Source organism: Yersinia sp. J1 (assembly GCF_050586585.1).
GTDB classification, from domain to species: domain Bacteria; phylum Pseudomonadota; class Gammaproteobacteria; order Enterobacterales; family Enterobacteriaceae; genus Yersinia; species Yersinia entomophaga.
In genome coordinates this window covers 226,821-250,963 of the sequence record NZ_JBOBDP010000004.1, presented here as the reverse complement: position 1 = coordinate 250,963, position 24,143 = coordinate 226,821, and the positions used below count along the sequence as shown (strand labels likewise).

Sequence of the window (24,143 nt, the reverse complement as noted above, 5' to 3'; positions counted from 1 at the left end):
CATCAACAGAATGAATATACCCCGCTAATTTTTGGTTAATGAGGATAAGATCAATGTGGCCTGAGTCTAATACCGATACACTGTAAGGATTCACGGATTATCTTCCCCACCAATAGGCAAACAGGAAAAGAAATGGATGTGTTACGCGAAATCCTTCATGCCTTATGGCAACAGGATTTTAGTAAACTTGCCGACCCCAATGTCATTTGGGTTATCTACGGCATACTTTTTACCACTTTATTTTTAGAAAACGGCCTGCTGCCCGCTTCCTTCCTCCCCGGAGATAGCCTACTGCTGCTTGCCGGTGCCTTAATTGCCAAAGGCGTTATGGCTTTTATTCCGACGCTGATTATTCTTACCATCGCGGCCAGTTTGGGCTGCTGGCTTAGCTATGTTCAAGGTCGATGGCTCGGAGATACCAAGGTCGTCAAAAGCTGGCTACTACAATTACCAATACATTATCGCCAGCGGGCGCACCAACTGTTTGTACGCCACGGTCTGGCAGCCCTGCTCATTGGCCGTTTTCTGGCTTTCGTTCGCACCTTACTGCCTACACTAGCGGGTATTTCTGGCCTGAATAGTACCCGTTTCCAACTATTTAACTGGCTGAGCGGATTGCTCTGGGTCGGTGCAGTGGTGGGTTTGGGCTTCGCCCTGAGCCAAATCCCGTTAGTGAAACACTACGAAAATCAGGTTATGACCGCACTGATGATTCTGCCGGTAGCCTTGCTGCTGATTGGGTTGGTCGGCTCACTGATTGTGGTGTGGTGTAAGCGTAAAAGCGCCACCGAATAACGCGTTCAGACACGCTGGCTATCCGCGATTCATCGAGCCAGCGTGCCCTTGGTTTTACTAGTGACTGCGCAGTTTTGCCCGCTCGTCGCTAGGCGTATGACCAAAGTAACGTTTAAATTCTCGGCTAAACTGCGACGCACTCTCATACCCCACCCGAATAGCCGCCGTACTGGCCTTCAATCCATCGTGAATCATCAATATTCTGGCTCGGTGTAAACGATAGGTTTTCAAATATTGCAGTGGAGAAGTATTGGTTACCGCTTTGAAATTATGGTGGAAAGCCGAAATGCTCATATTCACTTCTGCCGCCAACTGCTCCACATTAAGATTTTCTGCAAATTGATTCTCAATGCGCCGTAGCGCCTTAGCTATCTGATTAAAATGACTGTGACGATTCACCAACTCCTGCAACGGAGCACCACAAGGGCCGAATAGCACATAAAACAGAATCTCGCGCACGATTTGCGGCCCTAACACTCTGGCATCCAGCGGTTTGGCCATAACGTCCAACAGGCGCTCGGTGGCACACAGCATCTCTTCCGTAAGCAATGCAGCGTTGACGCCGTTGGTATTACCTCGGGGTTTATCCAGCTCATCGTCACCAATATCCACCAGCAGATCCTGTAGCATTGGGTGATCAACCTGAATGGATAATCCGGCAAGCGGTTCTTGCGGGCTGGCAAATGTTTCACATTCAAACGGCAGCGTCACCGTCAGTAACAGATAGTTTTTCGGATCATACTGAAAGATTTTACTCCCCAGATAGCCTACTTTTTTACCTTGAAAGATGATCACAATACTGGGGGTATACATCACCGGCGTACGTGGTTGATGGGCATTGGAAAACAGCAGCTTAACCTTGGGAACCGCGGACGTCGTCAACCCGTTTCCCTGTGCCAGTTGCGCGACTTTTTGCGCCAGTTCCCGCTGAATATCGTCAATGCTCACCATACCAACCTCATATTTCATAAAAAATATATCGACACGAATTTTGCTTTATTTATCACATTTCCTACAGTGGTTTGTAGAAATAGGCAAGAAGCTGGCAGAAATGAGCATTGAGCTATATGACTAAGTTACCCACAATAGCCCTCAGAGAAATTTGCCCAATAGGTTTTTTCCGTCGCAAGGACGCAGCCTAAGGGTGGGAAGCCCACTGGCTAATTTACTGGCCATTCAAGGTTGATACTGACTATTAGCCTATTAATCAACTACAGGTTGGATTATAAAATCATGCAAAACTTTACTCTTCATACCCCGACTAAAGTCCTGTTCGGTAAAGGCCAGATTGCTGAATTGGCGAACCAAATTCCTGCCGATGCCCGCGTATTGATTACCTACGGCGGCGGTAGCGTGAAAAGCACCGGCGTGATGGATCAAGTCTATCAAGCATTGAAAAACCATCAATTCGAAGAGTTTGGTGGTATCGAGCCTAACCCAACTTATGAAACCTTGATGAAAGCCGTTGAACTGATTCGCGCCGGTGATTTCGACTTCCTGCTGGCGGTCGGCGGCGGTTCCGTTTTGGACGGCACCAAGTTCATCGCTGCGGCCGTGGCTTACCCTGAAGATCCGTGGCAGATTCTAGAAACTGCCGGTAGCAACATCACCGAAGCTATTCCTATGGGTTCTGTACTGACCCTGCCAGCTACTGGCTCTGAAGCCAATAATGGCGCGGTAGTCAGCCGCCGTAGCACCGGTGACAAACGTCATTTCTTCTCACCGCACGTTCAGCCGCTTTTTGCCATTCTGGACCCAGTGGTGACCTATACGTTGCCTAAGCGTCAGGTCGCGAATGGCGTGGTAGATGCTTTCGTACACACCATTGAGCAATATCTGACTTACCCGGTAAATGCCAAGGTACAAGACCGTTTTGCAGAAGGTTTACTGCTAACCCTGATTGAAGAAGGCCCGAAAGCGCTTGAAAATCCGAAAGATTACGACGTTCGCGCTAATATCATGTGGAGTGCCACTATGGCGCTGAACGGTCTGATCGGTGCTGGCGTACCGCAGGATTGGGCGACTCATATGCTGGGCCACGAGCTGACAGCTCTGCATGGGTTAGACCACGCACAGACTCTGGCAGTGGTGTTGCCATCTCTGCTGGAAGCGAAAAAAGAGCAGAAACGCGCCAAATTGCTGCAATACGCAGAACGCGTTTGGAATTTGCATGAAGGGACCGAAGAACAGCGTATTGATGGCGCGATTGCCGCAACCCGTCATTTCTTCGAGGCAATGGGTGTACCAACCCGTTTGTCTGAATACGGTCTGGATGGCAGCACTATTCCAAGCCTGATCAAAAAGTTGGACGAACACGGCTACCGCAGCCTGGGGGAACACGGCGATATTACGCTGGCAGATAGCCAACGTATCTACGAAGCCGCAATCTGATTTAATCATTATCGATACTATAAAGGGTAAGGAAACGTCCTTGCCCTTCTCCTTTCAAATTTACGATGGCCATAGCCTCGATTTTTTCTTCCAGCATCGATACTTACTGCTAGGCTTAAATACCATATCCGCGGTTTTCATTTAGCTGTAGTTCCTGCCCAAGGGATAGCAACAGCCCCCTTTCTGGTACTGCAACACCTTTCGCCCTATTGCATCTCGTTTATCCATGGGAGAGTCATATGTCGAACCAATCAGTTACACCCTCGACTGAATCTGATAATCACATCCAGGCTTGGGCCGCTCCTGCTGCGGGCCAGCCGTTAGAATCCTTCGTATTTGATGCCGGGCCACTGGCTGATGATGATATTGAGGTCAGCATTGATTATTGCGGGGTTTGCCACTCAGATTTATCCATGATCAACAATGACTGGGGCATCACCGCCTACCCCTTTGTCCCCGGCCATGAAGTGGTGGGAAAAATCTCTCGTATTGGCCAACATGCCAAAAACAAAGGATTAAAAATCGGTCAAGTGGTGGGCGTTGGCTGGAATCGCGGCAGTTGTATGCATTGCCATCCCTGTGTTTCCGGCGATCAGCATTTGTGCCATGAAGTTCAGCCCACGATTATTGGCCGCCACGGCGGTTTTGCCGATCGGATTCGCAGTCATTGGGCATGGGCAATTCCGCTGCCGGAAGGTGTGGATATTACCAGCGCGGGGCCGCTATTTTGCGGTGGAATCACCGTCTTCAATCCTCTGCTGCAATACGATGTTCGCCCCACACAGCGAGTGGGCGTGGTCGGTATCGGCGGGCTAGGCCATATGGCGATTCGCTTTATGAAAGCCTGGGGCTGCGAAGTGACCGCTTTTACCTCGTCTAATACCAAACGTGACGAAGCGCTTTCTCTCGGCGCTCATCGCGTGGTTGCCAGCAATGACAGCAAAGCGCTGGCAAAAATTGCGAACCAGCTCGATTTTATCTTAGTGACTGCAAATGCCTCCTTGGATTGGGATGCCTATGTCAGTACGCTGGCACCTAAAGGTCGGTTGCATTTTGTCGGGGCGATCCCGGAGCCGGTTCCAGTGCATATTTTTGCTTTTATCGGGAAACAGGCTGAGCTATCGGCATCACCGACCGGCGCACCGGCTCGCTTGGCAGAAATGCTGGCGTTCTGTGCACGTCACGAAATTAAACCTCAGGTTGAGCATTTTCCCCTGAGCAAGATAAACGACGCCATTGAGCATTTACACGCGGGAAAAGCACGTTATCGCGTCGTGTTGGATATGCACGCTTAATGCATAAAATGATTAGCCTGATAATTAATAAATAATTTCGACTACGATAAATAAGAGATCGATTACTGAGTGTGCGGCTGGCTGCTTCGGCAAAACTGCCCGCAACCTTGAGGAGAAATTCATGACAAATCAACCGATTATTAAACTGCATGATGGCAGCATAATGCCCCAGCTTGGGCTAGGCGTATGGAAAGCTAGCCACGAGGACGTTCAGGCTGCGGTCACCAAAGCGCTGGAAATTGGCTATCGTTCAGTTGATACAGCGGCAATTTACAAAAATGAAGAAGGCGTAGGTTTAGCGTTGAAATCCGCCGCGATTCCTCGCGAAAAGCTGTTCATCACCACCAAACTCTGGAATGAAGATCAGGCTCATCCACAACAGGCGTTAGAAACCAGCCTGGAAAAACTCCAGTTGGATTATGTGGATCTGTATTTAATTCACTGGCCAGATCCAAAACAGAATCGCTTTGTCGCAGCTTGGCGGGAACTGATTAAGCTCAGAGAACAGGGGCTAACTCGCAGTATTGGCGTTTGTAACTTCCATATTCCACACCTGCAACGGCTGCTGGATGAAACCGGCGTCGCTCCGGTGATTAACCAGATTGAACTGCATCCTTTGCTGCAACAGCGTCAGCTTCACGCCTGGAATGCCACTCATCACATTGCCACCGAGTCCTGGAGCCCGCTGGCACAGGGCGGAGAAGGCGTATTTGAACAACCGCTGATTCATCGACTGGCGGAGAAATACAGCAAAACTCCGGCGCAAATTGTCATTCGCTGGCATCTGGATAGCGGGTTAATCGTCATTCCTAAATCCGTCACGCCGTCTCGTATCAGAGAAAACTTTGAAGTTTTTGATTTCAAACTGGAAAAAGACGAACTCAGCGAGATCGCCAAATTGGACATTGGCAATCGTCTGGGGCCAGATCCCGATAGTTTTTAAATAATGGCAGCCAAATACCGCGACAAAATTACGCGATTTTTGGTCAATCGACGAACGGTAAACTGGCATCTTGAATCGGCTTTTTAATCGGCTTTTTAATTTAGCTTTAAAAGCACGCGTGAACCTTCGAGTCAGGGATGTCACTCATCAATCCGCCAGGGATGGCGGATTGATGCATCGCATGTAAAGGTTCTGGCGCAGGTTAACGAACTTTCTGCTTAACCCGGCCCGCGTTTGTCGACTTTCCCCCAGGACGAGAGCCTGTTGAGGATGATTTGCCCTGGATATTGGCTGGCGCAGTTTTACCTGAACCTGATGACGTTTTACCTGATGATCCTTGACCCGATGGCGGGTTGCCTGATGGTTCTTTACCCGATGCTGATGGCACTTTACCCGATGTCATTTTACCTGACGTCGCTTTGCGAGACGTAACTTCGCCCGATATTGCTTTGCCTGAGTGGGCATGACCCGGCGTAACTTTAGGTGAACCACTCGGCTGACGCTGGCGTGCGATAGCGGTGTGTTTAGTCAGCGCTGGCGTATGGTGACGCAAAGATCGTCGAGCTTCCCGCTGTTCTTCTATCGTCGGCGCAGGCACCAGACACTCCCGACGCCCACCGATCAAATGTGCCATGCCCATATCTTCCAAAGCGGTACGAATCAGCGGCCAGTTGGCAGGATCGTGGTAACGCAGCAGCGCCTTATGCAAGCGACGCTGGCGATCTCCTTTTGGCACCACCACGTCTTCACTTTTGTAATCGACCTTAGACAACGGGTTTTTACCGCTGTAATACATGGTGGTCGAGTTGGCCAATGGCGACGGATAGAAGTTCTGTACCTGATCCAGACGGAATCGGTTTTTCTTCAGCCATAGCGCCAAATTAACCATATCCTCATCCCGAGTGCCGGGGTGAGCCGAGATAAAGTAAGGAATCAAATACTGCTCTTTACCCGCCTGTTTGGAATAGGTATCAAACAGTTCTTTAAAACGCTGGTAGCTGCCCATGCCCGGTTTCAGCATTTTTGACAGCGGCCCTTCTTCCGTATGCTCTGGCGCGATCTTCAGATATCCCCCCACATGATGAGAAGCCAGCTCTTTGATATAACGCGGATCTTCTACCGCCAAATCGTAACGCACTCCGGAAGCAATCAGGATCTTCTTCACCCCTTTTAGATCGCGCGCCCGACGGTACAGCGAAATAGTGGGCTGATGATTGGTATCCATATGGGTACAAATCTCAGGATAGACACAGGAAGCGCGGCGGCAAGTTTGTTCCGCACGCGGAGACTGGCAGCGCAGCATATACATATTGGCCGTTGGGCCACCAAGATCGGAGATAATACCGGTAAACCCTGGGACTTTATCGCGAATTTCTTCGATTTCGCGAATTATAGAATCTTCCGAACGACTTTGAATAATTCGGCCTTCGTGCTCGGTAATCGAGCAGAAGGAACAACCGCCGTAGCAGCCACGCATAATATTGATCGAAAAACGGATCATGTCATAAGCCGGTATTTTTGCGTCACCGTAAGACGGATGAGGAACCCGTTGATAAGGTAGAGCAAATACGCTGTCCATTTCCTCGGTGCTCAACGGAATCGCTGGCGGATTAATCCAGATATAGCGATCTCCGTGTTTTTGCATCAACGCTCGTGCGCAGCCTGGGTTGGTTTCATGGTGCAGAATCCGCGAGGTATGTGCATATAACACTTTGTCTGCTTTAACTTTTTCATAAGAAGGCAGCAAAACATAGGTTTTTTCCCACGGTTTAGGCTTGGCAGCTCGCACCGTCACCGGTTTAGCTTCCTCGGCATCTGCTTTCCCCTCCGGCGCGCAGGCTAAGTCATCACCGTAAGGATTCGGAATCGGCTCAATACGCCCCGGTTTATCCAAACGGCTAGAATCCACGCCGCTCCAGCCAGGCAAAGGCGTTTTACGAATCACTACGGTATTACGCACATCCTGAATATCAGCAATTTTCTCGCCAGCCGCCAGCCGGTGCGCCACTTCAACCAATGGCCGTTCGCCGTTGCCGTACACCAGCATGTCTGCTTTAGCATCAATAATCACCGAACGCCGCACCGTATCTGACCAGTAATCATAATGAGCGATTCGGCGCAAACTGGCCTCGATTCCGCCTAATATCACTGGCACATGCTTATAGGCTTCCTTACAGCGCTGGCTGTAAACCAAAGTGGCGCGATCCGGCCGTTTTCCACTTTCATTATTCGGCGTATAGGCATCATCGTGACGCAATTTACGATCGGCAGTATAACGGTTGATCATCGAATCCATATTGCCCGCAGTGACGCCAAAGAACAGATTTGGCTCACCCAACCGCATAAAGTCTTCTTTATTGGTCCAGTCCGGTTGAGCAATAATTCCCACGCGAAATCCCTGCGCTTCAAGCATTCTGCCCACAATCGCCATACCAAAGCTCGGATGGTCAACGTAGGCATCGCCGGTCACCACGATAATGTCGCAGCTGTCCCAGCCCAGCACGTCCATCTCCTCCCGCGACATGGGTAAAAAAGGCGCGGTGCCATAGCACTCGGCCCAATAAGGCGTGTAGGAAAATAGATCGCGTTCTGGCTGAATCAGGCTGGTACTCATGGCAATACTCTTTAATCAGGAGATGGAGAGGAGGATGCGGGTCAGGAAATCATCACAGGGCGGCGATTATACGCATTTATCCATGTAAAGAGGAAGGTTATCGGTGGTTTCTTTGATCCCCCACCGACTCGTGGAGATCGCCCAAGAAATTATCGAATAGACAAACAAATAGTTGCGGGCAATGACGTAGACCAGGCGGCGATTAACCGCCCTGTCTTGAAGAAGAAAGGATTAAATCGGAGCAGGCTGTGTCACCAATTGACCGGTAGAGCCGCGATCGGCCATTTCCAGCGTCTGGCTGTAGAACAGGAATGGGAAATGCTCGGAAGAGACCTGATTGAAATACACCAGCAGCTCTACATCGCCATCGACCCAAACCGTATCTTTCCAACCACGGTCTTCCGCCATTGCCGGAGCGCCGTTCACATTTTTCACTAGGAAAGATACGCCCTGAATATGGAAAGCCTGCGGCATATCGGCGTGCAGCGTCCAGCGTTCCCAGGTTCCCTGCTGCGCCTGTGCGTCAACCCGATTCATATCCCAAATCGCGCCGTTAATGCCCGGTAAGTTATCGCCCAAACGAAATTCACGAGAGCGTACAACGTTGCCGTCAAGAATTTGGTCGGCCAATAGTCGCATTGGCAGATTATCAGTTACCAGCGGCAGTAAACCCGTCGGCTTTAAGGTCAAAACCAGCGTGGAGATCAAGATACTGGAGGGTTCAAACAGCCCGCGCAGACGATCCATAATACCCGCAGACTCACCGGCAGTAATGGAAACCTCGCTGCCCTGCGACATATCAATCAACACTTCGCGTCGCTCACCCGGTGCCAGCGATAGCTGTTGTACAGCAACGGGCGCGGGCAGGAAACCCTGATCGCTAGCCACAACGTGGAAAGGTCGGCCATCGCTGATTTGCAGAGTATAGCGGCGGGAGTTCGAGGCGTTCAGCAAACGCAAACGCACCCATCCACGAGAAACTTCGACAAACGGACTTTGCACCCCGTTAACCAGCAAAGTATCACCGATAAAGCCGCCCTTGGCCGGCGGGTTATATTCCGGAACGCCAAAGCTGTCCAGTCGTTTGTCCTGAATAATAATCGGGAAATCATCAACGCCGTAGTGGCTAGGCAGCGGCAGTGCTTTACTCACCTCATCTTCCACCAACCACATTCCCGCCAGCCCGTTATAGACATGGGGAGCCATACGATTAGGCGTATTGGCGTGATACCAACAGGTGGCAGCGCTTTGACGGATCGGCAGCACTGGAGACCAATCTACGCCCGGTGACATCATGCGCGGCGCTCCGCCCATTAAAGTGCCGGGAACCTGTAAACCGCTGATAGTCATAGAAACCGGCTCAGACAGTCGGTTGCTGTAAATCAACTTGACATCATCGCCGCTGTACACTCTGACCGTTGGCCCCAGATAGGAGCCATTGATGCCCCACACTTCCGCCTTTTTACGGCCAGACATGAATGCCCAGTGCGCGCGCTGTAACGTTAAAAACAGCGGTTGGCCACGGCGGGATTCCAGCAATGGGGGAACCGGTAAGGGAGGTTGCTGCGTACCGCTAGCCTGTGCCCTCAATGGCAGTGAACCTGCGCATAGCGCTAAGCCCGAAGCCTGAATGAACTGGCGACGACTAAGTGACATATCTTCTCCGTGAAAAGCACTAACAAACCGTATGCAAAAGTTTTGCCCGCCGACGCCGCACGGGTATCAGCGGGCAAAACACTAACGATCAAAGTCGTTTAAAATAAAGGCATTTTTATTTTAGCGTATCCAGTAACATACTGGAGTCGCGTTATTTTTTTTCTGCTGCGTACTTAGCAACTTCAGCATCAAGCTGCTCAATTTTGGTCGCCATCAGATTACGGCAATGCTCGGCGAGTTCGCGCACTCGCTCTTTGCTGTAGCCGCTGGTATCAATAGGTGGCAGCATTTCTACTATCACCAATCCATTATTCCAACGGTTCAAATTAATATTACCATTGGTATTGGAAACACAAATCGGCACGATAGGTACGCCAGCGGCGATAGCAGCATGGAAAGCGCCAGTTTTAAACGGCAACAGACCACGACCGCGGCTACGGGTTCCTTCCGGGAACATCCAGATAGAAATATTACGTTTCTTAACTTGCTCAACCACTTGCGCAATAGTTCCGTGGGCTTTAGCGCGATTCTCGCGGTCAATCAGCAGGTTACCGGTCAGCCAATACAGTGGCCCAAACAGTGGAATCCACAGCAGGCTTTTTTTACCAACGGTTACCGTACCAGGCTGAACCACATTCGACATAGTAACCATATCGTAATTATTCTGGTGGTTAGCGATATAGATACAGTTGCCATACTCTGCAGCTTCCGCTGGAATACGTTGTTCAACGGTGATACCGAATAGTCGGGACATTCGGCCAAACAAATGTCCGAAGGTCGCAACGTGGCGGGGATTTCGTGGACTGAAAAGACAGTAAATCGAACCAAACACACACACCAATAAGCAATACAAAACCGCCAGTACTGAGCGCAAAATTAATAACATAACAACCTCTTGAAAACCTAATCGACGCTAGTATAGCGGCTGCGATAAAAAACACCGCGTAGATTCACCGCCATAATAAATTGCCATTACAGAAGGTTCAAATAATCTGGGGGAAAAGGCCAACGGCCATGGCTGATCGATCAAAGCGGTCAACCGTTTAAATCGATGCCGATGCGGATTGCCAGCCTGAATACGACTGGCAATCCGCTCAGGGACAATAGCTACTGGTTATTTTCAGGCTGTTCAGGGCGCGCAGGCGCGTCCACTTCAACCCGGTCTATCTTCTGCAATCCACGAGGCAACGGCGAGCCTTTGCGTCCACGTTCCGCACGGAATTTCTGTAAATCTTCTGGACGCAGCGTCAGCTTGCGTTTGCCGAAGTACAGCGTCACCGAAGTCTGCGGAGGCAAGACAAACAGCCAGGCTAGCCCGTCTTCCCCTGCCGCCGCCTGCGCCGCCGGAATAGAGACGATCTTATTCCCTTTCCCTTTCGACAACTCCGGCAAATCGGCCACCGGGAACATCAGCATACGTCCAGCCATGGTGATGGAAAGCAACATATCATCCGGGCCATGAATTTCCAGCGGCGGCAACGCTTTCGCGTTTTCCGGTAGAGTAATCATGGCTTTACCCGCGCGGTTCTTAGCCACCAGATCGTTGAAAGTACAGACAAAACCGTAACCGGCGTTAGAAGCCATCAACAGTTTTTGATCGTCCGGAGCCATCAACACCTGCTCAATGGTCGCCCCCGGAGGCGGCGTTAGCTTACCGGTTAGCGGCTCACCTTGCCCACGAGCAGACGGTAGCGTCAGCGGATCCAGCGCATAGCTGCGTCCGGTGGAGTCAATAAACACCACCGGCTGATTACTCTTGCCGCGAGCAGCGGAGCGGAAGCTATCTCCCGCTTTGTAACTTAAACCGCTTGGATCGATATCATGGCCTTTGGCGCTTCGCACCCAGCCCATCTCAGACAGCACAATAGTTACCGGCTCGGAAGGCACAATATCGTGCTCGCTCATCGCCTTGGCTTCACTACGTTCGGTCAGCGGCGAACGGCGATCATCACCATAAGCGGCCGCGTCTGCCTGAATTTCTTTTTTGATCAGCGTATTCAGCTTGCGTTCAGAAGCCAGCAGCGCCTGCAATTGATCGCGCTCTTTCGCCAGTTCATCCTGCTCACCGCGAATCTTCACCTCTTCCAGCTTGGCCAGATGACGAAGTTTCAGCTCCAGAATAGCTTCGGCCTGCGTTTCGGAAATCCCGAAATGCTGCATTAGCAATGGCTTAGGCTCATCTTCGGTACGAATAATATGAATCACTTCGTCGATATTCAGGAAGGCGACTAATAAACCCTCTAAAATATGCAGACGCTTCAATACCTTATCCAGACGATAGTTCAAACGCTTACGCACGGTGTCGCGGCGGAATTCCAGCCATTCGGTCAGAATTTCCAGCAAGCCTTTCACCGACGGACGATGATCTAGACCGATCATATTCATATTGATACGGTAGCTGCGTTCCAGATCGGTTGTCGCGAAGAGGTGGTTCATTACCTGTTCGAGATCGACGCGATTGGTTCGTGGCACGATCACCAGGCGAGTCGGATTTTCATGATCCGATTCATCGCGCAAATCCTCTACCATCGGCAGCTTTTTCGCTCGCATTTGGTTGGCGATTTGTTCCAGAACCTTGGCACCGGAAACCTGATGAGGCAACGCTGTAATCACCGCGCTGCCGTCTTCTTTTTTCCATACCGCGCGCATTCGCACAGAGCCACGGCCATTCTGATAAATCTTACGGATTTCGTCTCTTGGTGTAATGATTTCCGCTTCGGTTGGGAAATCAGGGCCTTGTACGAACTCTAGCAATTCTTCCAGCGAGGTATGGGGCTTATCAATCAACGCCACTACCGCCTGAGCAATCTCCCGCACGTTATGCGGCGGAATATCCGTCGCCATACCAACGGCAATGCCGGTAGTACCGTTCAGCAGTATGTTTGGCAGGCGCGCAGGCAGCATTTTCGGCTCCTGCATGGTGCCGTCAAAGTTTGGCACCCAATCCACCGTCCCCTGCCCCAATTCACCCAGTAGCACTTCGGCATATTTGGATAAACGAGATTCGGTATAACGCATCGCTGCGAACGATTTAGGATCGTCCGGTGCCCCCCAGTTACCCTGCCCGTCCACCAGCGGATAACGGTAAGAGAACGGCTGCGCCATCAACACCATAGCTTCATAGCAGGCGCTATCGCCGTGAGGATGGTATTTACCCAGCACATCACCCACGGTACGCGCTGATTTCTTAAATTTGGCACTGTTGCTCAGACCCAGTTCGGACATGGCATACACAATGCGGCGTTGTACCGGCTTTAAACCATCGCCGATAAACGGCAACGCCCGATCCATGATGACGTACATGGAATAGTTCAAATAGGCGTTTTCAGTAAATGTGTGCAGCGGTAAGCGCTCTGCACCGTCATGAGTCAAATCACTCATTACTTAATTATCCTCAGACTCGGGCGAGAAGATCGTGGCTTACAGCCAATCATCACCGGAAGTTCATTATAGATTTCTGCTCGCGATAGTAACTCATCTGCGGGGTAACTGTCACAAATCCAAAGCAATCTACGCGGGCAAATCTGCCTATTTTCGCCGCAGGCCACGAATTTTGCTGTCTGGCGCTTTTGTCGCTAAAAGCGACAGTTAGGATGAATATCCCCGCTTTGTTGCTTCGCAGTCAAAACTGTTCTGCCTAAAAGCCTATTTTTCTATGCGAATGCAATCATTAGCATACGCTGCAATCGAGATAGGCCAGAAATAATAGTCACGCTGTATACAGCATGTTGTTTTCACTGGTTGTCTTCACGCTACCCGGAGTATGCCATGAGTAACATACTGATTATTAATGCAAAGAAAGAATTTGCCCACTCAAAAGGGGCATTGAACGATACGCTGACCAAGGTTGCGACCGAGTGTCTGCAAGAAATCGGTCATCAGGTTAAGGTCACGGTTGTTGATCAAGGCTATGATATTGAATCTGAAATTCAGAATTTCCTCTGGGCCGATACGGTTATCTATCAGATGCCGGGTTGGTGGATGGGGCCGCCTTGGATTCTGAAAAAGTATATCGACGAAATCTTTACCGAAGGTCATGGCCGTTTGTATCAAAGCGATGGTCGTAGCCGTTCGGAAAACAGCAAGAAATACGGATCTGGCGGCCTGCTTCAAGGTAAAACTTACATGCTTTCCGTGACCTGGAATGCACCGGCAGAAGCCTTTACCGATCCAAATCAGTTCTTCCACGGCGTTGGCGTGGACGGCGTTTACCTGCCCGTTCATAAAGCGAATCAATTCCTTGGCATGGAACCTCTGCCAACCTTTATGTGCAACGACGTGATTAAACAGCCGGACATCGCAGGTGATATTGCACGTTATCGCCAGCATTTATCAACGCTGTTCGCCTAAAATCCAGCCCGATTTGGAGTGGTTATGATTAGCGTTTTCGCAGAAATTCAGGTTAAACCGGGCCGCCGTCAGGCGGTACTGGATTCCTTCGCCCAACTGCTGCCGGACGTACTGGCAGAGCAAGGCTGCGGCGGGTATGTCCCCATGGTTGATGTGCCAACTCAGTTAGCCTGGCAGCGCCAAGCGCCTGATTTCATTTTTATGTGGGAACAGTGGGCCAGCGTGCAACATCTGGAACAACATCTCGTCATGCCGCATATGAAGCGGCATCAGGAACGAGTGAAAGACGATGTATTGGACGTAGTTATCAATATTATTGATCACGCCCTGCCAGCCAAAGCCTGATGTATTTATATCGATAGCTTTTATGTCAGTCGCTTGAAAGTCAATAACACCCAATAGATTACATATTGATAGATTGCATAGTGGAGCAATAAGACAAACGAACGAATCTTTAGGCACTTATTCCACTCTGTGACTGAAGTCAGTAAAAGCGATCAACATCCCAGCAGAATGAAAGCGAAAAAGTCTAATGTGTCTACCGGCTATCCGCCCTCATCGGGTAGCCGGATTTCCCAATCTACGACTATTTTTCCGCTTTGAGCCAATGGCTACCCTGCAAACGAATCTGCTCGCTCACGTAATCCAGAAAGCAGGTGATCCGCGCAGCCAACTGCGTATTACGATAATAAACCGCATTGATCGGTTGCCAGGCTTCCAGCGTTTGCTCCGCCAGCACCTGCACCAAGCGTCCTTCCAACTGATCTTCCCGCGTCATAAAATCGGATAACTCGACGATTCCTTGTCCATTCAGTGCCAAATGGCGCAAAGTTTCCCCACTGGATGCCGCCAAGCAAGGCGTAATCGATGAGCGACCGCCGGGCAAATAAGGTAACGCCCACTGATTCAGAAATTCCGGTTGAGTAAATCCTAATAAGCTGTGCTCAGCCAGTGCTTCTATCGTTTCTGGCGCACCGTGGCGCTGAATATATTCCGGGCTAGCCAGAATCCGCAGACGGCTGGAACCCAATAAGCGGGCATGAATCGTCGAGTCGCGCAGAGCGCCAATACGAATGGCAACATCCGTCCGCTGCTCCAGCAGATCGATATTCAGATCGTCGGTATTCAACTCCAGATCGATCTGCGGATATAACTCGCGAAAACCGCCAATCATCGGCACGATCACATGCTGCATAAAAGGCACCGCGGCGTTGACTCGCAGTCTCCCGGCTGGTTTCAGCCGTCGCAGTGCGATTTGTTCTTCGGCATCATCCACCGCGCCAATAATCTGCCGAGCGTGAGCCAAAAACAGCTCTCCTTCCTCGGTTAACTCCAGCCGACGCGTGGTACGCCGCAGCAAGGTGGTTTCCAGTTTTTGCTCCAGACGGCTCAGCGCCCGGCTAATACCCGATGTGGTTTGATTGCGTTGTTCCGCCGCCGCCGTGATCGAACCGCTGTCCACCACCGAGATAAAAGCTTGAAGTTCTTCTAAGGTGATTTTCATTATTGACATCCAGGCAAAGATTTAAGCTATTTAACCGCAAAAACTTGTAGAAATGAAGCTGCGGTTAGCGGTCATAAACGACCACGCCCGGATCTGCATGAATGCAGCCGGGCGCGGTTTAACGCAAAGATCCGCAAAAAAAGAATTACACTTCGATCTCGGCGGTATCTCCCTTCTCTTGTAGCCAATTACGGCGATCTTCGGAACGCTTCTTCGCCAGCAGCATATCCATCACCGCCATCGTCTTATCGATATCGGTATCGTCAACGGTCAGCTGCACCAAACGGCGAGTATTAGGATCGAGCGTCGTTTCACGCAGCTGTAGCGGGTTCATTTCACCCAATCCTTTAAAGCGCTGAACGTTAGGTTTACCACGTTTACGCTTCAACTGCTCCAATACGCCAGTTTTTTCTTCTTCATCAAGCGCATAGAACACTTCTTTACCCAAATCGATACGGTACAGCGGCGGCATGGCCACATAGACATGGCCACCGCGCACCAGCGAGCTGAAGTGGCGTACAAACAGCGCGCACAGCAAAGTGGCGATATGTAGACCATCGGAGTCCGCATCCGCCAGAATGCAGATCTTGCCGTAACGTAGTTGGCTCAGATCTTCGCTATCAGGATCGATACCGATCGCGACTGAAATATCATGCACTTCCTGTGAAGCCAGTACCTCATCCGAGGACACTTCCCAAGTATTCAGGATCTTACCTTTGAGCGGCATGATGGCCTGATATTCACGATCTCGCGCCTGTTTCGCCGATCCGCCTGCGGAATCACCTTCTACGAGAAACAGTTCGGTCATGCTGAGATCCTGCGAGGTACAGTCTGCCAGTTTGCCGGGTAAAGCCGGGCCGCTGGTCAGCTTTTTACGTACCACTTTTTTCGCCGCGCGCATCCGGCGCTGCGCGCTGGAAATAGCCAGCTCGGCCAGTTGCTCAGCCGCCTGAACGTTCTGGTTTAGCCACAGGCTGAAGGCATCTTTCACCACGCCAGATACATAGGCCGCGCACTGACGAGAGGACAGGCGCTCTTTGGTCTGACCGGCAAACTGCGGATCCTGCATTTTGACAGAAAGCACGTAGGCGCAGCGTTCCCAGATATCGTCGGCGGACAGCTTCACGCCGCGCGGCAAAATATTGCGGTATTCGCAGAACTCACGCATGGCGTCCAGCAAGCCTTGGCGCAGGCCATTGACGTGAGTACCGCCTTGCATGGTAGGAATCAGGTTAACGTAGCTTTCTGTCAGCAGATCGCCACCTTCCGGTAGCCATAACAGCGCCCAGTCAATAGCTTCGGTATCCCCAGCGGAAGAACCGACAAACGGCACTTCCGGCAAAGTAATCAGGCCGTTGACCGCTTCCATCAGATAATCGGTCAGGCCATCGGCATAACACCAGCGTTGTTCGGTGTTATTCACCATGTCTTTAAAGACGATTTCCACGCCCGGACACAGTACCGCTTTTGCTTTCAGCAAATGTGACAAACGGGAAACGGAGAAACGCGGGCTATCGAAAAACGATTCATCAGGCCAGAAATGCACGCTGGTGCCGGTGTTTCGCTTACCGCAAGTACCAATCACCTGCAAATCCTGCACTTTATCCCCGTTTTCAAACGCCATGCTGTAAATCTGGCCGTCCCGGCGAACCGTCACTTCCACTCGACGAGACAAGGCGTTAACCACTGAAATCCCCACGCCGTGCAAACCGCCGGAGAATTGGTAGCTCTTATTAGAGAATTTCCCCCCGGCGTGCAGACGACAGAGAATCAGCTCAATGGCCGGTACGCCTTCTTCCGGGTGAATATCCACTGGCATCCCGCGGCCATCATCAATCACTTCCAGAGACTGATCGGCGTGCAGAATCACATCAATACGGCGAGCGTGTCCGGCTAGCGCTTCATCAACACTGTTATCTATCACCTCTTGGCCGAGGTGGTTTGGGCGCGTAGTGTCGGTATACATACCTGGACGACGACGTACTGGTTCTAGACCGCTGAGTACTTCAATGGCATCAGCGTTATAGCTGGATTGAGTCATGGTTTGATTAATGTTCGGCTAAGGGTTGGAGGGCTAGCGGTGACAGCCGGGTGAGTGATTACACTCACCGCATCTGGCGGCGATAACGTCACGCTGTATCAGGCAGTCGTTAGCCCTAAAAAATTCACAATCGGTGAGAAATAGTGTTCAAAGCCTACAAAGGCATGATTTCCACCTGATTCTACCGTTTGTCGACAAGAGGTGTAATAAGCAACCGCCTGTCGATAATCGAGGATTTCGTCCCCGGTTTGTTGCAATAGCCAGAGTAAATCAGGCGATTCCAACGGATCTATTTGCATGACTTTCAGGTCATAAACGTGACGAGACTCTAACACATATTGCTGACCCGTGTAGGGGTTCTGATTTTGCCCCAGATAATCAATCAACAGCTCGAAAGGACGTACCGCCGGGTTGACTACCACCGCCGGAATGCTGAAACACTGGGAAAGCCAGGTGGCAAAATATCCACCCAGCGAGGAGCCGACAATGCCCAGATTCTGCCCGGCCTTGCTCATAATGATATCTTCCAGCATTTCCGCCGCCTCTGCCGGAAACGGCGGCAACTGCGGTACCAACATGTCAATGTGCGGATGATTTTCCTGCAGCCAGCTTTTGAACGCGGTGGCTTTCGCCGACTGCGGAGAGCTGTTGAAACCATGCAGATAAAGAAGAGTATTCATCAATAGCCGTCCGCATCCATATTGGGGTTGAACTCGTCACTGTCCAGGCGGCGTACTTCCGTTTCCAGCGTACCGCCCGGCAATAAATCGAGGTAACGCCATCCCGGCGCTACGGTATCCAGAGTAAAGTTAGTACAGTGCGGTTTGAATTGCACGCAGGTTGACGGGCTGGCCAGCAGCCGCTTGCCATACCAATCAAGATCCAATTCCTGATGAATATGTCCGCACAGCAGCGTAGTGACGCGCGGATAGCGAATCAATACATCGGCCAGCATATGAGCGTTGCGCAGACTGTGTTGATCCAACCAGGTACAACCTGACGGCATCGGATGGTGATGTAGCAAAATCAAAGTGTAGCGTTCTGGATGAGCCTGTAAGCAGCGTTCCATCCACTCTAGCTGATGTTCGCTTAATTCACCGTAAGGCACACCAAAAACCTGGCTGTCCAATAAGAGAATCTGCCAGTTATCGCCTACAAACGCCTGTTTTGATGGCGCAATATTTGCCGCGGCCAGCACATCTACCATTGCCGGCTGGAAATCATGATTTCCCGGCAACCAAAGGCATGGCGCAGACAAACGGGCAATACCCTGCGCAAAATGCTGATAAGCCGCTATAGACTGATCCTGCGCCAGATCGCCGGTCGCAACGATCAGATCGTAGGAGTACTTTTCGGCAATAATTGCATCCAATACCGCCCGATAGCTGCGTCCGGTATTGACACCCAGCAAGGTTTCATCCTCACCGGCAAAAAGGTGGGTATCTGTTATTTGTAATATTCTGACCCTGGCCCCACTCGCCATAGGCAGTTCAAACAGGCTTTCCAATTGGTATCCTTGTTTTAAGTCTGTCTAACAAACCGGAACCGCCACAGCTCCATGCGCCAAGCAATAGCGCAACCAGTCAGCAAGAAACTGGTTAATTTGATGCTTTTCGTCCCGTTGATGCAACTTTTTATTCGGATAATCATAACTTGCTTTGAACCGGGAGATCTGCTGACTGGCACACACTTCCGCTACCCTGGCATCATGGTAAAGGCGTACCGACATCGAAGGCAGCCCCCAATGGCCGACGACTGGCGCAGTCTGCACAATCTCAACCACCGTAGTGTAGCGAGTCGATTCCAAGATAGTTAATCGATAACAGATGCTATTGACCTGATAAGCCATGCTTTCATTCACTTCGTCAGTGCGCGGCGTTAAACGACGCAATTGTGCGTAATTAGTTTCGCACACCCGCATCATTTCAGGAAAATCAGGCGTATAGCGTTTAGACATTATTTTTCCCACTCTTTTCTCAGCAACTGATGGTGCAACGCCAGCCATTGTAATGCAATGACCGAAGCGGCGTTATCGATAACGCCTTCTTCCACCCAGCGGTAGGCCTGCTCGCGGCTAACCACGTGGACGCGAATATCTTCATTCTCTTCTTCCAGACCGTGAATACCGGAGGCCGTGGTGGCATCCACTTCACCGACCATAATCGATAAACGCTCGCTGGTACCACCGGGGCTGGCCAGATAACTCAATACCGGTTTACAGCGCCCAACGATGATACCTGCCTCTTCCTGCGCTTCGCGGCGGGCGACCTCTTCCACACTCTCCCCCGGCTCGATCATGCCAGCGACCATCTCCAGTAGCCAAGGAGACTCACTGGAATCAATAGCTGCGATACGCAGTTGCTCCACCAGCACCACTTCGTCCCGGATCGGATCATAAGGAAGCAAAACCGCCGCATGGCCGCGCTCAAAAATCTCCCTTTTTACCTCACCACTCATTTCACCGTTGAATAGGCGATGACGGAAGCGATACAGATTCAATGAAAAAAAACCGCTGTAAAGTGACTCACGTGCAATAATTTCCACATCATTCTTATTCAAAGTTACCGGTGACTCTTGGGGCAATGACATATACTTTTCTCCTACCTGAGTATTGTGCCGATATACTAATTTTTTATGACACTCGTTTTACTGATATAAAAAGTAAAAGTCTTCGCGAATAAAAAATGATACGCGGCGGGCTAGCTATGCTGTCTGAGTTTAAAATAGCAAGCGTGGCGGCCTTATGGGAATGGTTGGAAGAATACTGGTTTAAGTTTGTGTTAGATTTAGGTAAATAAAGGCAAGATGGCACAATCAGCCACCTTATCCCATTGGCAGACTCTGATAGAATCGGCAACAATTCGTCTATCGTCAGATACCATGGCAACATTTTGCGCACAACTGCTGCACAACAAGGAATGCAAATGAAGAAACTGCTCCCCCTTCTTATCGGACTGAGCCTTGCCGGTTTCAGTACCATGAGCCAGGCAGAGAACCTGCTGCAAGTTTATAAACAAGCGCGGGACAGCAATCCCGACTTACGTAAATCTGCCGCTGACCGTGATGCTGCATTCGAAAAAATCAATCAATCTCGCAGCCCGCTGTTACCACAGCTCGGTTTAGGCGCAGGTTATACCTATACCAACGGTTTCCGCGATAACAATGGCGTAGACAGCAATTCCACCTCAGGATCGCTGCAACTGACCCAAACCATTTTCGATATGTCAAAATGGCGCGCGCTGACCTTACAAGAAAAAGCTGCCGGTATTCAGGACGTTTCGTTCCAGACCAGCGAACAATCGTTAATCCTGACCACCGCTACCGCCTATTTCAACGTACTGAGAGCGATTGACTCTCTGTCTTACGTTCAGGCGCAGAAAGAATCGGTATACCGTCAGTTGGATCAAACCACTCAGCGTTTTAACGTCGGTCTGGATCCAATCACCGACGTACAAAACGCCCGCGCCAGCTATGACACTGTGCTGGCCGATGAAGTGACGGCGCGTAATAATCTGGATAACGCACTGGAAGTTCTGCGTCAGGTCACCGGCGTTTACTACCCGGAACTGGCCTCTCTGAACGTTGAACGTTTGAAAACCGATAAACCAGACGCAGTCAATAACCTGTTGAAAGAAGCAGAAAAACGCAACCTGGCGTTGCTGACTGCTCGCTTAAATCAGGATTTGGCTCGTGAGCAGATTAAAGCGGCCGAAACTGGCTATATGCCAACGATTGATCTGACCGCTTCTTCATCAATTACTAATACCCGTTACAGCGGTAGCGCCAGTTCGCAGCAAATCAATAATGACGCTGGTCAGAACAAAATCGGCGTGCAGCTTAGCCTGCCATTATACAGCGGCGGAGCAACCAACTCGGCGGTTAAACAGGCGCAGTTCAACTTTGTTGGCGCCAGCGAGCAGTTGGAAAGCGCACACCGTGGCGTCGTGCAGAACGTTCGTTCCTCGTTTAACAACATTTCGGCATCAATCAGCAGCATCAATGCCTACAAACAGGTTGTGATTTCAGCCCAAAGTTCATTGGATGCCATTGAAGCCGGTTATCAGGTAGGAACTCGTACCATTCTGGATGTGTTGACTGCAACCACCACGTTGTACAATGCAAAACAGCAGTTAGCCAATGCCCGTTATGACTATCTGATCAATCAGTTAAACATTAAATCTGCTCTGGGTACTCTGAATCAGAACGATTTGATGTCGCTGAACGCAGTATTGGATAAGCCGGTTCCAACTGCACCAGACGCTGTGGCGCCCGAGGGTAAACAGCAACCTGCGGGCAGCTACGCACAGACCGCGTCTCAAACTGTGCCGGTGACTCAGCCAGCGGCGGCGACAACCCGCAGTTCTGGTAATCCATTCCGCAACTGATTCTGACGTCGGCCTTTCCCCAAGGCCGACATTCTTCGGGCGTAGCATTGTATACGCCCGATTATTACTTTTCTCATGATTTCCTCCACTTTAGGGACAAGCATTTTTCATCGATGAAAAAAGAGAGCTAGCCCGCAGCATTTCGTATAGCAATGTAAAGTATGCCGCTGACCTCCCCCTGCGCTTTAATTTTATACATCTTTCCCCTATTCTTATGGCCACGCTATATGACTATAAATGGGATAAAGGGCAAAAAGCCCGGACACAGGACCAATGACGATGAAACGGACTAAAAACATCAATCAAGAGACATTCCGTAAATCCTGGCGTAACTATCGCTTAGCGCCTGTCGCGTTGGCGGTCAGTGCCGTATTTATGCTTGCCGGTTGCGAAAAAACCGATGAAACCGTCTCTCTGTACCAGAATGCAGACGACTGCTCACAGGCAAATCCATCTAAAAGCGCCGAATGCACTGCGTCTTACAATAATGCCTTGCAGGAAGCGGCTAAAACCGCGCCTAAATATGCAACGCGTGCAGACTGTGTGGCTGAATTTGGTGAGTCTCAGTGTACTCAGGCACCGGCTCAGGCCGGTATGGCTCCGACTTCAGCACCCGCAGAAGCTGGCGCAACGGCGCAGCCACAGCAGAGCGGCAGTATGTGGATGCCTCTGATGGCCGGTTACATGATGGGCCGAATGATGGGCGGCGGCGCAAGCCAACCACTGTTTACCTCTAAATCAGCAGGCAGCCCGGCTAACGGCAAATTTGTTGACGCAACCGGTAAAAACTACGGCCCTGCTACCACCGGTCGTACCATGACCGTGCCTAAAACCGCGCTGGCACCAAAACCTGCGGTAACCAACACTATCACTCGCGGTGGCTTCGGTGAATCAGTAGCCAAACAGACCTCTATGCAGCGCAGCAATGCTTCATCATCCAATTCCAGCTCGCGCAGTATGGGTGGCTAAGGTCTGATTAATGAAACGTTTACCGATTACCGAGCGTCCAGACTGGCGCGAAAAGGCGACCGAGTTTGGCTTTAAATTTCACACCATGTATGGCGAGCCGTACTGGTGTGAGGATGCCTACTACGAATTTACGCTGGCGCAGATTGAAGAGCTGGAAGATACCACGGCAGAATTGCATCAAATGTGCCTGCAGGTGGTAGAAAAGGTCATTAATAGCGATGAGCTGATGGCAAAATTCCGCATTCCTAAACATGTTTGGGATTTCGTCCGCACTTCGTGGCGCACCAACCAGCCTTCTCTCTATTCCCGCCTTGATTTAGCCTACGACGGTAAAAGTCCGGCCAAGTTACTGGAAAATAACGCAGATACGCCAACGTCACTGTATGAAGCGGCATTCTTCCAATGGCTGTGGCTGGAAGATCAGATCAACGCTGGCAATCTGAGCGGCGATGCAGATCAGTTCAACAGCCTGCAGGAAAAGCTAATCGAACGCTTTACTGAACTGCGGGAAAACCACGGTTTTAGCCTGTTGCATCTGGCCTGCTGTCAGGACACCGAAGAAGATCGCGGTACGGTGCAATATCTACAAGATTGTGCTCTTGAGGCCGGATTACCAACCGAATTCCTGTTTATGGAAGAAATCGGCCTGGGTGAAAAAGGGCAATTTACCGATCTGGATAACCAGGTTATCAGTAATTTGTTCAAGCTCTATCCATGGGAATTCATGTTCCGCGAAATGTTCTCCACCAAGCTGGAAGACGCGGGCGTTCGCTGGCTGGAACCGGCGTGGAAAAGCATTATTTCCAACAAAGCACTGCTGCCGCTGCTGTGGGAGATGTTCCCTAATCACCCAAATCTACTGCCAGCATACTTTGCCGAAGACGACCATCCGCCGTTGGATCACTATGTGACCAAGCCTTTGTTCTCACGGGAAGGTGCCAATATCCAGATCGTGGAAAATGGCAAAGAAGTGGCCCGCGTGGATGGCCCTTACGGTGAAGAAGGCATGATCGTACAGCAATTCCATCCGTTGCCACGCTTTGGCGATAGCTACACGCTGATTGGCAGCTGGTTGATCAACGATCAGCCCTGCGGTATTGGTCTGCGCGAAGATCGCGAATTGATCACGCAGGATCTGTCTCGATTCTACCCACATATTATTTTTGGCTAATCCCCAACTATGATGTGCAAAAGGGAAGG

The 24,143-nt window shown here is 50.7% G+C and carries 19 protein-coding genes and 1 pseudogene; 9 read left to right on the top strand and 11 right to left on the bottom strand.

The features are described 5' to 3' along the window. The first annotated feature begins 132 nt into the window (after positions 1–132). Positions 133–795, top strand: a complete 663-nt coding sequence (locus ACQ4OC_RS09590; RefSeq protein WP_064515139.1) for a DedA family protein — start codon at positions 133–135, stop codon at positions 793–795. 57 nt (positions 796–852) lie between these two features. Here ACQ4OC_RS09590 and ACQ4OC_RS09585 read toward each other — a convergent pair whose 3' ends face one another. Next, a complete protein-coding gene (locus tag ACQ4OC_RS09585) occupies positions 853–1,746 on the bottom strand; it encodes an AraC family transcriptional regulator (RefSeq protein ID WP_430971126.1) in 894 nt (297 codons plus the stop codon). Positions 1,747–2,028: 282 nt separating this feature from the next. On the opposite strand from ACQ4OC_RS09585, the gene yqhD reads away from it, so the two are divergent. The 3 genes from yqhD (at position 2,029) to dkgA (ending at position 5,424) form a co-directional block, all read left to right on the top strand. Next, positions 2,029–3,186: an alcohol dehydrogenase gene (gene yqhD, locus ACQ4OC_RS09580; protein ID WP_064515143.1), complete on the top strand. Its 1,158-nt coding sequence runs from the start codon at positions 2,029–2,031 to the stop codon at positions 3,184–3,186. A 239-nt stretch (positions 3,187–3,425) separates the two neighbouring features. After that, positions 3,426–4,481 carry an NADPH-dependent aldehyde reductase Ahr gene (gene ahr, locus ACQ4OC_RS09575; protein ID WP_064515145.1) on the top strand — a complete coding sequence of 352 codons (1,056 nt, stop codon included), beginning with the start codon at positions 3,426–3,428 and terminating at the stop codon, positions 4,479–4,481. A gap of 121 nt (positions 4,482–4,602) precedes the next feature. Then, complete coding sequence (dkgA, locus tag ACQ4OC_RS09570) at positions 4,603–5,424, top strand: 2,5-didehydrogluconate reductase DkgA (RefSeq protein WP_064515148.1); 822 nt, start codon at positions 4,603–4,605, stop codon at positions 5,422–5,424. Positions 5,425–5,827: 403 nt separating this feature from the next. Here dkgA and ACQ4OC_RS09565 read toward each other — a convergent pair. The 4 genes and pseudogenes from ACQ4OC_RS09565 to parC all read right to left on the bottom strand — a co-directional run. Further along, positions 5,828–8,038, bottom strand: a pseudogene (locus tag ACQ4OC_RS09565) (YgiQ family radical SAM protein); the annotation flags it as partial. Between the two features lie 231 nt (positions 8,039–8,269). Then, positions 8,270–9,694, bottom strand: coding sequence for a cell division protein FtsP (ftsP, locus tag ACQ4OC_RS09560; RefSeq protein ID WP_064515150.1), 1,425 nt, complete (start codon positions 9,692–9,694; stop codon positions 8,270–8,272). A 151-nt stretch (positions 9,695–9,845) separates the two neighbouring features. After that, a complete protein-coding gene (locus ACQ4OC_RS09555; RefSeq protein WP_064515152.1) occupies positions 9,846–10,580 on the bottom strand; it encodes a 1-acylglycerol-3-phosphate O-acyltransferase in 735 nt (244 codons plus the stop codon). Positions 10,581–10,801: 221 nt separating this feature from the next. Next, positions 10,802–13,075 carry a DNA topoisomerase IV subunit A gene (gene parC, locus ACQ4OC_RS09550; RefSeq protein ID WP_064515154.1) on the bottom strand — a complete coding sequence of 758 codons (2,274 nt, stop codon included), beginning with the start codon at positions 13,073–13,075 and terminating at the stop codon, positions 10,802–10,804. A 387-nt stretch (positions 13,076–13,462) separates the two neighbouring features. Here parC and ACQ4OC_RS09545 point away from each other — a divergent pair, with 387 nt between their 5' ends. Together ACQ4OC_RS09545 and ACQ4OC_RS09540 are read left to right on the top strand one after the other, a co-directional pair. Beyond that, a complete protein-coding gene (locus ACQ4OC_RS09545; RefSeq protein ID WP_064515156.1) occupies positions 13,463–14,044 on the top strand; it encodes an NAD(P)H-dependent oxidoreductase in 582 nt (193 codons plus the stop codon). 24 nt (positions 14,045–14,068) lie between these two features. Next, on the top strand, positions 14,069–14,389 hold the full coding sequence (locus tag ACQ4OC_RS09540; protein WP_430971125.1) for a putative quinol monooxygenase: 321 nt from the start codon (positions 14,069–14,071) through the stop codon (positions 14,387–14,389). Positions 14,390–14,630: 241 nt separating this feature from the next. Here the strand turns inward: ACQ4OC_RS09540 and ACQ4OC_RS09535 are convergent, their stop codons facing one another. The 6 genes from ACQ4OC_RS09535 to nudF all read right to left on the bottom strand — a co-directional run bounded on the left by ACQ4OC_RS09535 (position 14,631) and on the right by nudF (position 20,178). Further along, positions 14,631–15,548 carry a LysR substrate-binding domain-containing protein gene (locus tag ACQ4OC_RS09535; protein ID WP_064515160.1) on the bottom strand — a complete coding sequence of 306 codons (918 nt, stop codon included), beginning with the start codon at positions 15,546–15,548 and terminating at the stop codon, positions 14,631–14,633. A gap of 145 nt (positions 15,549–15,693) precedes the next feature. Next, positions 15,694–17,589: a DNA topoisomerase IV subunit B gene (gene parE / locus ACQ4OC_RS09530; protein WP_064515162.1), complete on the bottom strand. Its 1,896-nt coding sequence runs from the start codon at positions 17,587–17,589 to the stop codon at positions 15,694–15,696. A 98-nt stretch (positions 17,590–17,687) separates the two neighbouring features. After that, positions 17,688–18,269 carry an esterase YqiA gene (yqiA, locus tag ACQ4OC_RS09525; RefSeq protein ID WP_064515163.1) on the bottom strand — a complete coding sequence of 194 codons (582 nt, stop codon included), beginning with the start codon at positions 18,267–18,269 and terminating at the stop codon, positions 17,688–17,690. Beyond that, positions 18,269–19,096, bottom strand: coding sequence for a 3',5'-cyclic-AMP phosphodiesterase (cpdA, locus tag ACQ4OC_RS09520; protein WP_064515165.1), 828 nt, complete (start codon positions 19,094–19,096; stop codon positions 18,269–18,271). The genes yqiA and cpdA overlap by 1 nt, the downstream gene beginning before the upstream one ends. Positions 19,097–19,120: 24 nt before the next feature. Next, positions 19,121–19,546, bottom strand: a complete 426-nt coding sequence (locus tag ACQ4OC_RS09515; RefSeq protein WP_064515167.1) for a DUF1249 family protein — start codon at positions 19,544–19,546, stop codon at positions 19,121–19,123. Further along, complete coding sequence (gene nudF, locus ACQ4OC_RS09510) at positions 19,546–20,178, bottom strand: ADP-ribose diphosphatase (RefSeq protein WP_064515168.1); 633 nt, start codon at positions 20,176–20,178, stop codon at positions 19,546–19,548. Before nudF ends, ACQ4OC_RS09515 begins: the two co-directional genes overlap by 1 nt. Positions 20,179–20,513: 335 nt before the next feature. Here nudF and tolC point away from each other — a divergent pair, with 335 nt between their 5' ends. From tolC to ACQ4OC_RS09495, 3 genes are all read left to right on the top strand, one after another. Further along, entirely contained in the window at positions 20,514–21,974 is a 1,461-nt protein-coding gene (gene tolC, locus ACQ4OC_RS09505) for an outer membrane channel protein TolC (protein ID WP_120805757.1), read from the top strand. Positions 21,975–22,253: 279 nt separating this feature from the next. Continuing rightward, a complete protein-coding gene (locus tag ACQ4OC_RS09500) occupies positions 22,254–22,943 on the top strand; it encodes a DUF1190 family protein (RefSeq protein WP_064515172.1) in 690 nt (229 codons plus the stop codon). Between the two features lie 10 nt (positions 22,944–22,953). Next, positions 22,954–24,114: a glutathionylspermidine synthase family protein gene (locus ACQ4OC_RS09495; protein WP_064515174.1), complete on the top strand. Its 1,161-nt coding sequence runs from the start codon at positions 22,954–22,956 to the stop codon at positions 24,112–24,114. The last annotated feature ends 29 nt before the right edge of the window (positions 24,115–24,143 follow it).